At 64.4% G+C, this 12952-nt stretch carries 12 protein-coding genes and 1 tRNA gene; 9 read left to right on the forward strand and 4 right to left on the reverse strand.

Annotated features, from left to right (window positions below):
• Together L979_RS07475 and L979_RS14585 are read left to right on the forward strand one after the other, a co-directional pair.
• The coding region (locus L979_RS07475; protein WP_047691098.1) for a Cof-type HAD-IIB family hydrolase at window positions 1-784 on the forward strand (784 nt) is incomplete at its 5' end.
• Between the two features lie 37 nt (window positions 785-821).
• Window positions 822-1754 carry a glycosyltransferase family 2 protein gene (locus L979_RS14585; protein ID WP_081993996.1) on the forward strand — a complete coding sequence of 311 codons (933 nt, stop codon included), beginning with the start codon at window positions 822-824 and terminating at the stop codon, window positions 1752-1754.
• Window positions 1755-1857: 103 nt separating this feature from the next.
• On the opposite strand, the gene L979_RS07485 is transcribed toward L979_RS14585, so the two are convergent.
• The 4 genes from L979_RS07485 to L979_RS07500 all read right to left on the reverse strand — a co-directional run bounded on the left by L979_RS07485 (window position 1858) and on the right by L979_RS07500 (window position 4098).
• Window positions 1858-1933 (reverse strand) — tRNA-Val (locus L979_RS07485).
• Between the two features lie 202 nt (window positions 1934-2135).
• Window positions 2136-3047 (reverse strand): Sir2 family NAD-dependent protein deacetylase, encoded by a 912-nt coding sequence (locus L979_RS07490; protein WP_081993998.1) that lies wholly within the window; start codon window positions 3045-3047, stop codon window positions 2136-2138.
• A 70-nt stretch (window positions 3048-3117) separates the two neighbouring features.
• Window positions 3118-3588 (reverse strand): peroxiredoxin, encoded by a 471-nt coding sequence (locus L979_RS07495; protein ID WP_047691100.1) that lies wholly within the window; start codon window positions 3586-3588, stop codon window positions 3118-3120.
• A gap of 93 nt (window positions 3589-3681) precedes the next feature.
• Window positions 3682-4098 (reverse strand): DUF3052 domain-containing protein, encoded by a 417-nt coding sequence (locus L979_RS07500; RefSeq protein ID WP_047691101.1) that lies wholly within the window; start codon window positions 4096-4098, stop codon window positions 3682-3684.
• A 96-nt stretch (window positions 4099-4194) separates the two neighbouring features.
• Between L979_RS07500 and L979_RS15860 the strand changes: the two genes are divergently transcribed.
• The 7 genes from L979_RS15860 to L979_RS07530 all read left to right on the forward strand — a co-directional run bounded on the left by L979_RS15860 (window position 4195) and on the right by L979_RS07530 (window position 12874).
• Entirely contained in the window at window positions 4195-4377 is a 183-nt protein-coding gene (locus L979_RS15860; protein WP_156125480.1) for a hypothetical protein, read from the forward strand.
• A gap of 130 nt (window positions 4378-4507) precedes the next feature.
• Window positions 4508-7243 (forward strand): pyruvate dehydrogenase (acetyl-transferring), homodimeric type, encoded by a 2736-nt coding sequence (gene aceE, locus L979_RS07505; protein ID WP_047691103.1) that lies wholly within the window; start codon window positions 4508-4510, stop codon window positions 7241-7243.
• A 107-nt stretch (window positions 7244-7350) separates the two neighbouring features.
• Window positions 7351-8652, forward strand: a complete 1302-nt coding sequence (locus L979_RS07510; RefSeq protein WP_081993999.1) for a CdaR family transcriptional regulator — start codon at window positions 7351-7353, stop codon at window positions 8650-8652.
• A 163-nt stretch (window positions 8653-8815) separates the two neighbouring features.
• Window positions 8816-9727 (forward strand): ACP S-malonyltransferase, encoded by a 912-nt coding sequence (locus L979_RS07515; protein ID WP_047691105.1) that lies wholly within the window; start codon window positions 8816-8818, stop codon window positions 9725-9727.
• An 84-nt stretch (window positions 9728-9811) separates the two neighbouring features.
• A complete protein-coding gene (locus L979_RS07520; protein WP_047691107.1) occupies window positions 9812-10879 on the forward strand; it encodes a beta-ketoacyl-ACP synthase III in 1068 nt (355 codons plus the stop codon).
• A gap of 338 nt (window positions 10880-11217) precedes the next feature.
• Complete coding sequence (locus tag L979_RS07525) at window positions 11218-11463, forward strand: acyl carrier protein (protein WP_006215098.1); 246 nt, start codon at window positions 11218-11220, stop codon at window positions 11461-11463.
• Window positions 11464-11614: 151 nt separating this feature from the next.
• Window positions 11615-12874 carry a beta-ketoacyl synthase gene (locus tag L979_RS07530; protein ID WP_047691113.1) on the forward strand — a complete coding sequence of 420 codons (1260 nt, stop codon included), beginning with the start codon at window positions 11615-11617 and terminating at the stop codon, window positions 12872-12874.
• The last annotated feature ends 78 nt before the right edge of the window (window positions 12875-12952 follow it).

The following is a 12952-nucleotide window of genomic DNA, read 5'->3' on the forward strand; positions in this document are numbered from 1 at the left end:
CAACATCCCTGATTCCGCCCGGGACGCCATCCGGGCGGCCCGCCGCAACGGCCACCTGTTCCTGATGAGCACAGGACGCAGCAAGGCAGAGGTGTACCCCGAGCTGTGGGAGATCGGCCTGGACGGGCTGATCGGCGGCAACGGCAGTTACGTCGAATTTCAGGACACAGTGGTTCTGGAGCAGACCATGACAGAGCAGCAATGCCGTGCTGTGGTGTCTTGGCTGCGGAACCGCGACTTGGAGTTTTTCCTGGAATGCAATGCGGGATTGTTCGGAAGCCCTGGCTTCCAGGAGGTGGCCCAGCCCACGGTCCGCCAGTACGCCCGCACCAAGGGCAACACCCATGCGGATGACCTCACGGTGCGTGACGTCTTCCCAGACATGATTCTTGGCGCCGATCTGGTGCGCTCTGATGTGAACAAGATCAGCTTTGTCCTCAACACCTTCCAGGACCACACGGATGCCACTCAGGCATTTCCCGATCTGAAGACCGGGACCTGGGGTGGCCGCGGCAGTTCAGCACTTTTCGGAGACCTGGGGGTGGCCAACATCTCCAAAGCGTTCGCCATTGAGCGGCTCCTGGAGCATGTGGGTGCGGATCCGGCCGAAAGCATCGGTGTGGGTGATGCCGCGGTGGACATCCCCATGCTACAGGTCTGCGGTGTGGGTGTGGCCATGGGCAACGGCAGCGATGACATCAAGGCAGTGGCCGACCACATCACCGACGACGTCGAGGAGGACGGCCTGGCCAACGCTTTCCGCCACCTGGGCCTGATCGACTGAACTCTGTTCACCGATCACCGGGCGGTAGATTCATGTCATGACATCGGTCAGTGTGATCATCCCGTGCTTCAACGCCGCGCCTACCTTGCCGCTTCAACTGAAGGCTCTGGCCGAGCAAGTTGATGCCCCGGAGTTCGAAGTCTTGGTGGTGGACAACGGTTCCACGGACAACGTGGAATCCGTGGTCCGCGCATTCCAAGTACCCGCAGGCATGACAGTGCGGCTCCTGTCCGCACCGGATCACCAAGGGGCGGGTTACGCCCGCAATGTTGGAATCCGGGAGGCCGCAGCCGATCTCCTCATGTTCTGCGATGCCGACGACGTGGTGTCGCGGTGGTGGCTGGCCCATGCGCTGCGGACCTTTGAAGTGGCCGATCTCTGGAGCGGCTCGTGCATTCCGCTACCGGATCCGGTGTTCAGCCAACCCTTGGAGACCATCCGCAGGTCTTTTGGCGATTCTTCAACCTGGCAGCAACCGGTTGAGGAGCAAGGAGATACAGCCTTCCCCGTGCTCATGGGTGGCAACTTCGGGGCGCGCCGCACCGTGATGGTGGCTCTGGGCGGGTTCGACGCCGCCGCCCCCACCGGGGGCGAGGACAACGACTTGGGAATCCGTGCCCAAGCAGTGGGCTATCCAGCGGTGACGTGCAAAGCCACCAGGATTGGTTACAGGAATCGGCCCACACCGGCAGCAGTTCATCACAATGCGGTCAGCGCGGCCCGGGCTCACGCGCAGTTGGCTCAACGGTACGGGCTCTGGCCGCGGTCGCACTTCCGCCACTGGCCCACAGACCTACTGAAATCGGTGGCCGCACACTGCCGACAACTGATGCAGCCAAAGGCACGGCGCCACACCGACGCCACCAAATTACGCATGGCGGTTGCCTGGACCGTGGGCTCCAGCCGTGTGGCCTACCGGTTGGGGCGGCGACTGCCGGAGCCGCAAGTTGGACTGGGCCTGATCGACTGAGACGCCGCACATGGCACCTCATAGAAACGCCGAGTGGGCTGTTTGATCGCCCCTGGAATACTCGGCAACGATCAAACAGCCCACTCGGCGGTGTGGAGAACGGTGGTGGGCCCTACCGGGATCGAACCGATGACACCTGCGGTGTAAACGCAGTGCTCTACCAGCTGAGCTAAAGGCCCTGGGTGCAGAAAGTTGAGTGCACCGGGTGGACGACTTCTACAGACGCCAGCACCCAGTGCTGACGCATACAGTACCTCTCAGACCCGTACCAAAGTTGCCCTCGAGTGTGGGGAATGTGTCGATATGTGTATGAGATTCATCACACGGCTGAAAGGTGCATGTCACCCGCTGTTCATCTGCACTGCAATTGGGCACAGCAGGTCAATCCGAACCCCACAACTGCTGCGCAGCGTTCAGGAACTCAGCCACGGGCGCATCAATCTTCACCGTGGCGTCCTGGTCCGAGCGTGTCTTGCCGTGGTTCACGATCACCACCGGCTTGCCGGCCCGTACCGCCCGGCGCACAAACCGGCGTCCCGAGTGCACGGTCAGAGAAGATCCCAGCACCAACACGGCCTGAGCCGAGTCCACGATCGCTGCCGCATGGGCGACGTCGTGGGTGGCCGCGGATTCACCGAAGAACACCACATTCGGCTTGACCACACCGCCACACACAGGGCAGTCGGGCACGCTGTAGCGACCGTCGTAGACAATCTCGGCATCGGCGTCCGGGGCGAATTCGATGTCCTTCGGATCCCGGGAGTGCTGCTCGAACTCCGGGTTGGCAGCCTCCAGCATCTGCCCCCACCGGGCGCGCTGCAGCACGGTTCGGCACTCCACGCACAAGACTTGGTCATAGCGCCCGTGCAGATCGACGACGCCGAAGGCCCCCGCACGTTGATGCAGTCGATCAATGTTCTGCGTGATGATCCCGCGAATCCGGCCGACAGCCTCCAACTGGGCCAGGACATGGTGCGACGCATTGGGCTCAGCCAGCGCCAGGTGATGCCAGCCAACCTGGTTGCGCGCCCAGTACCGGGATCTGTTGGCCGCCTGGGCCATGAACTCCTGATAGGTCATGGGAGCGCGCGGGGCCGAGTCAGGGCCACGGTAGTCAGGGATCCCCGAGTCGGTGGAAATGCCTGCGCCGGTCACCACCGCCACGGGCCCACGGCACAGCAGTTCAACTGAAGCAGAAAGTCCTGCCTCAAGCGTCAACGCATGCGGGTCAGGGAAGACGTCCTCCTGCCCGCGGGGCCCGTAGCCGGCGCCCAGAACACGTATGGGAGTCATGGAGACACCCGGCTGGAGACGGTGTGAACCGTGGCGGTCAACGCTTCGGCTCCGATTCCAGCAATGACTCTCAAGCCGGCTGGTCAGCCAGTTTCGCCAGGGCAAGTCGGTAGGACTCCGTCACGCGCGGAGTGCCCAACTCGGCAGAGGTGAAGCGGTCCAGGATCAGTCCGTCGGCATCGATCAGGAAGGTGGTACGGCTGGGCACACCCTTCTCCGGGTCGAGCACCCCGTAGCTGTCTGCCACCTGGCCGTGGGGCCAGAAATCGGAGAGGAGGTCGAACTCCAAAGATTCTTGGTCGGCGAAGGCCTTGAGCACGTGGATGGTGTCCGTGGAGATCGCCAGCAACAAGGCATCAACCTCCTGAACTTCCTCCAGCATGTCCTGCAACTGGCACATCTCGCCCGTGCACACGGAGGAGAAGGCAAAGGGGTAGAAGACCAGGACCACGGGGCGTCCGCGGTGTTCAGAGAGCTGGACTTCCTCCCCGTACTGGTTGAGCAAAGTGAAATCGGGGGCGAACTGGCCGATGTCAAGCATTGTGTGTCCTCACATCCGTTGGGTGAAGCGCTGGTCAGCGCCTGCCGGGACCGCCGTCACGGCGTGATCCGCAGATGCGCCACAGGCGACCGATCAAAAGTTTCGTTTAGGGGCCAGGCGCACGGCCGACCAGTCCTCGCTGACACCGGCGGTGGTGGTTCGGTGCAGACCTGCCGTGGAGGCAGCAGCCTCGACCTCGCCAGGATTGACGTAGCTGTCCCTGCCGGACTTGGGGGTCAGCAACCAGACCACACCGCCGTCATCGAGCTGGGACTGGGTGTCCACCAGGGCGTCCACCAGGTCGCCGTCGCCGTCACGCCACCACAGCAGCACGGCATCCACCACCTCTTGGTCGTCCTCGTCCAGGATTTCTTCCCCGGTGAGGTCCTCGATTCGTTCCCGCAGGGCGAAGTCGACGTCGTCGTCGTAGCCGAATTCCTGGACGATCGAATCCTCCGTGAGCCCGAGCTCGCTGAATGATCCGTCAGCGGTGGCCTTGGCCTCGCTCACTTCAGTACTCCTAACCGTGGGGCCTACGCCCCGTCCTGTGTCTGTGGTGGCATCTGCGCAACTCAACCGGCAGTTTCCGCACCGGTGCGGTTGGCCATGATCGACGGCGCCTGCGGCATCGCCGCCACCTGGGAGGTGTGCTGCGAACTTCCGTTCGCATGCCGCCTGGTGACCAGACAACACCGGATCGCAGCCAGGTGCAACCGGCCTGCAAGCAATCAGGCAACCCCGCGCAGCAGTCTGGACAAGAGTCTGGAGAAAATCCAGCACCAGCAGTGACCGGGTTCATATGGTGAAAACCTCGTTACACAGTGTGCGTGTGCCTGCCCGGATGTTGGATGATGGGTGCCAGTGTTTACCAACGCTTCAACGCGCAACTGCCGCGGAACTCGACGAAGAGAGGTTGAACGTGGCTTCTGAAAGCAACAACCACATCCTGAGCGGTCTGACCAATGACCTCAAGGACTCCAACACGGAGGAGACCCAGGAGTGGATCGAATCCTTCCGCGCCCTGGTGGAAACCCAGGGCACAGAGCGTGCGCAGTACATCATGCGCGCCCTTCTGCAGGACGCCGGCGCGCAGTCAGTGGGCGTTCCCATGGTCACCACCACTGACTACATCAACACCATTCCGGTGGACCAGGAACCCGAGTACCCCGGTGATGAAGAGGTGGAGCGCCGCTACCGTGCGTTGATGCGCTGGAACGCCGCCATGATGGTGCAGCGGGCCCAGAAGCCGGAGATCGGCGTGGGCGGCCACATCTCGTCGTTCGCCGGTGTGGCCACGTTGTACGAGGTCGGTCAGAACCACTTCTTCCGCGGTGCGGATCACCCCGGCGGTGGCGACCAGGTCTTCTTCCAGGGCCACTCCTCCCCCGGCAACTACGCACGCGCCTTCCTGGAAGGCCGGTTGACCGAGGAAGACCTGGACGGATTCCGCCAGGAGCGCACCAAGGAGGGCCATGCCCTGTCCTCCTACCCGCACCCGCGCATGATGCCTGACTTCTGGCAGTTCCCCACCGTGTCCATGGGCTTGGGCCCCATGAACGCCATCTACCAGGCACAGTTCAACCGGTACCTGGAGAACCGCGGCATCAAGGACACCTCGGACCAGCACGTCTGGGCTTTCCTGGGCGACGGCGAGATGGACGAGCCCGAGTCGCGTGGCCTGCTCCAGGCTGCCGCCAACGACAAGCTGGACAACCTGACGTTTGTGGTCAACTGCAACTTGCAGCGATTGGACGGGCCGGTGCGCGGCAACGGCAAGATCATCCAGGAACTCGAGGCCTTCTTCCGCGGTGCCGGCTGGAACGTCATCAAGGTGGTCTGGGGCCGTGAGTGGGATGAGCTGCTGGAGAAGGACACCAGCGGCAACCTGGTCAAGATCATGAACGAGACCTTGGACGGTGACTACCAGACCTACAAGGGCGAGTCCGGCGGGTTCATCCGCGACCACTTCTTCGGCCGCACCCCGGAGACCAAGGAACTCGTGGCGGACATGACCGACGACGAGATCTGGAAGCTCAAGCGCGGCGCCCACGACTACTTCAAGATCCACGCCGCATACAAGGCTGCCATGGAGTTCAAGGGTCAGCCCACGGTCATCCTGGCCCAGGGCGTGAAGGGCTACGGCCTGGGCCCCCACTTTGAGGCCCGTAACGCCACCCACCAGATGAAGAAGCTCACGGTGGAGAACCTCAAGGCCTTCCGAGACGCCCTGCGCATCCCCATTGAGGACGAGCAGCTGGAGGACCAGTACAACGCGCCGTACTACCACCCGGGTCCTGACGCCCCGGAGATCAAGTACCTGTTGGAGCGCCGCGAGGCCCTGGGCGGTTTCCTGCCTGAGCGCCGTCACGAGCAGAAGGAGATCACCCTCCCCTCGGACAAGGCCTTCGCCTCCGCCAAGAAGGGCTCCGGCAAGCAGATGGCTGCTTCCACCATGGCCCTGGTGCGTGTGCTGAAGGACCTGATGCGGGAGAAGGAGTTCGGTCACCGCATCGTGCCGATCGTCCCGGATGAGTCCCGCACCTTCGGCATGGACTCGTTCTTCCCCACCGCAAAGATCTACAACCCCAACGGTCACAACTACCTGTCTGTGGACCGTGAGCTCATGCTCTCCTACAAGGAGTCCGAGCAGGGCGTGATCTTGCACCCGGGCATCAACGAGGACGGCGCCACCGGCCAGTTCATTGCCGCTGGCACGTCTTACGCCACGCATGGCGAGGCCATGATCCCGTTCTACATCTTCTATTCGATGTTCGGGTTCCAGCGCACCGGTGACAACTTCTGGGCTGCCGCTGACCAGCGGGCCCGTGGCTTCATCATCGGCGCCACGGCCGGGCGTACCACCCTGACCGGTGAGGGCACGCAGCACGCCGATGGTCACTCCCCGCTGCTCGCCAACACCAACCCGGCTGTGATCACCTACGATCCCGCCTACGGTTACGAGATCGGTCACATCGTCCGCCGCGGCATCGAGCAGATGTACGGCACCAAGGACGAGGACCACGACGTCATGTACTACCTGACGGTCTACAACGAGCCCATCCAGCAGCCGGCCGAGCCGGAGAACGTGGACGTGGAGGGCATCCTCAAGGGCATCTACCTGCTCAAGGAGTCCGAGAAGGACGGTCCGCGCGCTCAGCTGTTGGCCTCCGGTGTGGCGGTTCCGTGGGCTCTTGAGGCCCAGCAGATGCTGGCCGAGGACTGGGGAGTTTCCGCAGACGTGTGGTCCGTGACCTCCTGGACCGAGTTGCGCCGGGACGCCCTGGCCGCGGAGAAGGAAGCCTTCCTGAACCCGAGCGAGGGCGCCCGTACCCCGTACGTGACCCAGGCTCTGGCTGGTGCCACCGGGCCGATCGTGGCTTCCACCGACTACGTCTCCGAGCTGCCGGATCTGATCCGTCAGTACGTGCCGAACGACTTTGCCACCTTGGGTGCAGATGACTTCGGTTTTGCGGACACCCGGGCCGGTGCCCGCCGCTGGTTCCACATCGACTCCGCCTCCATGGTGGTCCGCACCCTGGAGATGCTGGCCAAGCGAGGCGAGGTCGACTGGTCCGCACCGCAGCAGGCCATCGAGAAGTACGACCTGCTCAACCCGCAGGCCGGCACCTCGGGCAACGCCGGAGGCGACGCCTGATTCTCCCGACACCCCGGACGACGTCCGTGCCCTGACGGGCAGTACGTGGGTTGCGGACATACGGCACCGCAGTGGTTCATCCGCTGCGGTGCCGTATTCTTTTGGCCATGCCAAAGGAGACATCACCGGAGTCCGAGACCGCCGGCACGGGGGGCAAGGAGCGCAGCGGATCGGGTCTCTTGGGAACGGGCTCGCGGTGGATGTTGGGGGGTCGAACCGCGCGCACCGCACCGCAACGCACAGCACGCACTGGTGCTCCATTGCCGTCCAAGAAGACGCTGGAGAACATCCGCGGCAATGTGGGTGCGATGTCCGGTGTTGCCGTTCAACGCTTGGAGTCCGAGCTGGACTGGTTCCGGGACCTGCGTCCCAAGGACCGCTCGGAACTGGGGTTGGTGGCCCAACGCGGCATCGCTGCTTTCGTGACCTGGTATGAGCAACAGGACGACGACGGCCTCCTGTTGAACCGACTGTTCAGGGATGCCCCCACCGATCTGGCTCGCGCGATCTCCCTGCAACAGGCCCTGCAGGTCATGCGCGTGGTGGTTGAGGTGGTGGAGGACAAGGTCCCTGAGCTGGCCACCAGCCACGACGAACCCGTCCTGCGGGAAGGTGTGCTGCGCTACTCACGGGACATCGCTTTTGCCGCCGCTGATGTTTATGCTCGCGCGGCCGAGAACCGCGGCTCTTGGGACGCCCGGTTGGAAGCCTTGGTGGTGGACGGGGTGCTGCGCGGGGAGCACACGGATTCGTTGCGCTCGCGCGTGGCAGCCCTGGGGTGGAAGAGCAGTGGACCCGTGACCGTGATGGTGGGTCATGCACCGGAGCAGACCAGCCCCGCAGGTGTGGCCCGGATCCGGAGGACTCTGGCCCGGCACGCCACGGATGCACTGGTCTCCATCCAGGGCAATCGCTTGGTGCTGATCGTGGCGGGACTTTCCACCTTGGACCGTTCCCAGGACCGAATTGTGGGGCTCTTCGGCCCCGGCCCCGTGGTGCACGGACCGGAGGCGGAGAACCTGTTTGCAGCGGCCGATTCGGCAGAACCGGCCCATGCGGCACTGACCGTGGCGGCAGCTTGGCCTGAGGCTCCACGCCCGGTGGATTCGGAGGAATTGTGGCCGGAGCGCCTGATGGCAGGCGATGCCACGGCCCGAAGCGCTCTGGTGGAGCAGATCTACCGGAAGTTGGAGGGCTCCTCCACCGGCCTGACGGAAACCCTGTCAACCTACGTTTCCGTGGGCCACAGTCTGGAGGCCACGGCCCGCGAGCTCTACGTCCACGCCAACACCGTGCGTTACCGGTTACGCAGGATCGCTGATCTCACGGGTTGGGACCCGCTGGTCCCCCGTGACGCGTTTGTCCTGCACTGCGCCATCGTGGCAGGGCGCCTGGCTGATGCCGACTAGGTCACGCGCTGCCGGTTGTGACACCCATCGCAACGTGGTGTGACGTTCATTGCTGATTGCTTCCCGGTCCCGGCACAATTTGTAGGGACCCCACAAACCTGCCGCGCGGGCTTGGTCCGTCACCTTCCCGCCCCCAGGTCGCGTCAGTTGGTGCAATAGTCGGGTGATTGGAATCGTTTGCCCCGGACAGGGTGCCCAGAAACCCGGACTGCTCAACGACTGGCTCGCCCTGGACGGCGTCGCTGACCACTTGGCCGAACTCTCCGAGGCGGCGGGTCTGGACCTGGGCCACTACGGCACAGAGGCCGATGAGGACACCATCCGGGACACTGCTGTGGCTCAGCCGTTGATCGTGGCCACCGGGCTGGTGGCCGGCAAGCTCCTCCGTGAGCAGCTCGCCGGACGTACCGACCTGGTGTTCGCCGGACACTCCGTGGGGGAGATCACCGCGGCAGCACTGTCCGGAGCCTTGAGTGAAGCCGATGCCATGACCTTTGTCCGGACTCGAGCCACGGCCATGGCGCAGGCCGCTGCCACGGTCCCCACCGGTATGTCGGCCGTACTCTCCCCCAAGGAGGATGAGGTGCGCGCCGCCATTGCGGCCGCAGGCTTGACCCCGGCCAACTCCAACGGTGGTGGCCAGATCGTGGCTGCCGGCACCGTGGAGCAGCTGGAGACCTTCGCAGCAGAGCCACCGGCCCGGGCGCGCGTGATCCCTCTGAAGGTGGCAGGTGCCTTCCACACGGAGCACATGGCACCGGCCCTGGAACCCTTGCGCGAGCTGGTGGGCCAGTTGCATCCGCAGCAGCCCACGGCACCGCTGCTCTCCAATTACGACGGCGCCCCGGTGGCTGACGGTGAAGCCAACCTGAACTCCCTGGTGGAGCAGGTCTGCCGCCCGGTGCGCTGGGATCTGTGCATGGCGCAGCTGACGGAGATGGGAGTGCAGCAGATGATTGAAATGCCTCCGGCCGGGACTTTGGTGGGTCTGGCCAAGCGTGGCATGAAGGGTGTTCCTGCACTTGCCGTGAACTCGCCTTCAGACCTGGATGATGCCCGTAACATTCTCAACTGAGGCACGGGGGCCGGGGCCCGCTCCGGTCCAATACGTACACAAGGTCTTGCCGCACGTCCCTTCGCACTAAGGAGCACTCACCACGTGGTGACTCTCAAGCAGTACACACCGAATGCCCACTCGCGCATCTTGGGGATGGGCGCCTACCGCCCTGACACGATCGTGACCAATGACGACGTCTGCCAGTGGATCGATTCCTCCGACGAGTGGATCCGCCAGCGCACCGGGATCGTGACCCGACACCGCGCGGATGAGAACACCTCTGCGCTGGACATGGCCGTGGGCGCTGCCCAGGAAGCCATTGAGGCTGCCGGGATAAAGCCGGATGAACTGGGCACCGTTCTGGTCTCCACCATCTCCTACCCGTATCTGACCCCGTCCATGGCCGCAGTCCTGGCCGACAAGCTGGGGGCCTCCCCCGCAGCCGCCTACGACATCTCCGCTGCATGTGCCGGTTATTGCTACGGCATCGGTCAGGCTGACGCCTTGGTGCGTTCCGGGATGAGCAAGTACGTCTTGGTGGTCGGTGTGGAGAAGCTCTCGGATGTCATCAACAACGGGGAGCGCTCCATCAGCTTCCTGCTCGGAGACGGTGCCGGCGCCGCCGTCGTCGGCCCTTCCGAGACCCCGGGAATCGGCCCCACCGTGTGGGGGTCGGATGGTTCCAAGCACGATGCCATCCGCATGACCCACCCCCTCACGGACATTCGCGACGCCGAAGCCGGTGAAAAGCGTCCCTTCCGCAAGGACCTGGCAGACCCGGAAACCGGTGAGATGCCGGAGGACGCTCCGCTGTGGCCCACGCTGCGCCAGGATGGCCAGACCGTCTTCCGCTGGGCCTCCTTCGAGGCTGCCAAGAAGGTCACCGAGGCCTTGGAAGCAGCGGGGCTCAAGCCGGAGGACCTGGGCGCCTTCATCCCCCACCAGGCCAACATGCGCATCATCGATCAGATGGCCAAGGTGCTCAAGCTGCCCGAGTCCGTGGTGATCGCACGTGACATCGCAGATGCCGGGAACACCTCAGCGGCCTCCGTCCCGTTGGCTGCCCACCGGTTGCTGAAGGAGCACCCCGAGCTCTCCGGCAAGCCTGCCCTGCAAATCGGATTCGGCGCGGGCCTGGTGTTTGCCGCGCAGGTTGTGATCCTGCCCTGAGATTTGGTGGTGGGAACCTGCACTGCGTGGGTTCCCACCACTGCACGACGACGGTCCTGCGGCCGAGGCGTTCGTGGCGGATGACTGCTGAACCTGCTGTGCGCGAGCACGGACAAGGTTCACGGGACGTCAAGTACCGGTAGCAACAAATCCGACGCACCCGCCCGGGGACCGGTCACGCACGCCAGGCACCACGTGCCCGTCGTAAAGTGGCACCGCACTGCACTCCGGTTGAACCGGGTCGGGCTGGTCCCGATCCAACAAACCACAGGTCGTCACCCGTCGACCGAAACCACAGCAGGCCCGTGACCACGGGCCGCGAGGAAAGGAATGCCGAGATGGCGAGCAAGGAAGAAATTCTGGCCGGCCTGGCCGAAATCGTGAACGAAGAGACCGGCCTGGAGACCGAGGCCGTTCAGCTCGACAAGAACTTCACCGAGGACCTGGACATCGACTCCATCTCCATGATGACCATCGTGGTCAACTGCGAGGAGAAGTTCGAGGTCACCATCCCGGACGAAGAGGTCAAGAACCTCAAGACCGTTCAGGACGCCGTCGACTTCATCGACAACGCCCAGGGCTGATTCCCTGTCAACCCGCCGCCGTGCGGTGCGTGCACGCTCACCCGAGTACATGACCGGCAAGGCCGCTTCCAGCGGCGCCGCAGCCCATGGCACGCACCGCACAGCGCGCGAGGCGTAAGCCCCTCCCCGGACACCAGGAAGTAGTGCATACATGCCCCGCAAAGTAGTCGTCACCGGTTTGGGCGCAACCACACCCATTGGTGGCAACGTCCCCGAACTCTGGAAGAACGCCCTGGAAGGCGTCTCCGGTGTTTCCAAGCTCGAGGAGGACTGGGTAGAGACGTACGACCTCGCCGTGCGCATCGCCGCCTCCGTCTCCACCCCGGCCTCCGAGGTGCTCAGCCGTGTGGAGGCCAAGCGCTTGGACCCCTCCGGCCAGCTCTCCCTGATTGCCGCACGTGAAGCTTGGGCCGACGCCGGCTTCTCCGCTCCCAACGCGGATGACGCCGAAGAAGTCGACCCCACGCGGGTTGCGACCGTGTTCGGCACGGGTATCGGTGGTGCCTGGACGCTGCTCAGCGGCTGGGACACATTGCGTGAGAAGGGTCCGCGCCGCGTCATGCCCCTGACCGTTCCCATGCTCATGCCCAACGGCAATGCAGCCACGGTCAGCATGGAACTCAAGGCCCGCCGCGCTGCCATCACGGCCGTGTCCGCCTGCGCTTCAGGCACGGAGTCGTTCTACCAGGGACTCGACCTCATCCGCCTCGGCAAGGCCGACGTTGTGATTGCAGGTGGCGCGGAGTCCGCCAACCACCCCATCAACTTTGCGGCCTTTGGTGCCATGCAGGCCCTGTCCCGCCGCAATGACGAGCCCGAGCGGGCCTCGCGCCCCTACGACATCGACCGTGACGGTTTTGTCATGGCCGAAGGTGCAGGTGCCGTGATCCTCGAGTCCGAGGAACACGCCAGGGCGCGCGGTGCCCGGATCTACTGCGAGCTGGCCGGTGCCGGTCTCTCCGCAGATGCCTTCCACATCACCGCCCCCGACGACGCCGGAACCGGTGCGACTCGCGCGATCGCGGAAGCCATGGAATCCGGTGAGTTCGTGGCGGAGGACGTCATCCACGTCAACGCCCACGCCACCTCCACACCCAAGGGTGACATTCCGGAAGCCGGTGCCGTGCGCAACGCGTTTGGTTCCGCCACGGACAACATTCCGGTCTCCGCCACCAAGTCCCTGACCGGCCACATGCTGGGCGGCTCCGGAGCGGTGGAAGCCATCCTGGCCATCAAGGCGCTGACCGAGCGCACCGCGCCGTGCACCATCAACTTGGAGAACAAGGACCCCCAGATCGACCTGGACGTGGTCACCACACCGCGTGAGCTGCGCAAGGACGGCGGCGTGGTGGTCTCCAACTCCTTCGGCTTTGGTGGACACAACGCGGTGGTGGCATTCCGCGACTACTGACGGGTGCCCGGGACTCGCCCGCCGCGTACGGGAAAGCGCCCCTGGAGAATGCTTCCAGGGGCGCTTTCGGCGTACGCG

This window comes from Kocuria sp. ZOR0020, from assembly GCF_000800955.1.
Lineage (GTDB): Bacteria > Actinomycetota > Actinomycetes > Actinomycetales > Micrococcaceae > Kocuria > Kocuria subflava.

Bases quoted from the DNA above. Each gene is read 5' to 3' on its own strand.
- L979_RS14585 (WP_081993996.1), top strand. From the start codon at position 822: ATGACATCGGTCAGTGTGATCATCCCGTGCTTCAACGCCGCGCCTACC.
- L979_RS07490 (WP_081993998.1), bottom strand. From the start codon at position 3,047: ATGACTCCCATACGTGTTCTGGGCGCCGGCTACGGGCCCCGCGGGCAG.
- L979_RS07495 (WP_047691100.1), bottom strand. From the start codon at position 3,588: ATGCTTGACATCGGCCAGTTCGCCCCCGATTTCACTTTGCTCAACCAG.
- L979_RS15860 (WP_156125480.1), top strand. From the start codon at position 4,195: ATGATCGACGGCGCCTGCGGCATCGCCGCCACCTGGGAGGTGTGCTGC.
- L979_RS07510 (WP_081993999.1), top strand. From the start codon at position 7,351: ATGCCAAAGGAGACATCACCGGAGTCCGAGACCGCCGGCACGGGGGGC.
- L979_RS07525 (WP_006215098.1), top strand. From the start codon at position 11,218: ATGGCGAGCAAGGAAGAAATTCTGGCCGGCCTGGCCGAAATCGTGAAC.
- L979_RS07530 (WP_047691113.1), top strand. From the start codon at position 11,615: ATGCCCCGCAAAGTAGTCGTCACCGGTTTGGGCGCAACCACACCCATT.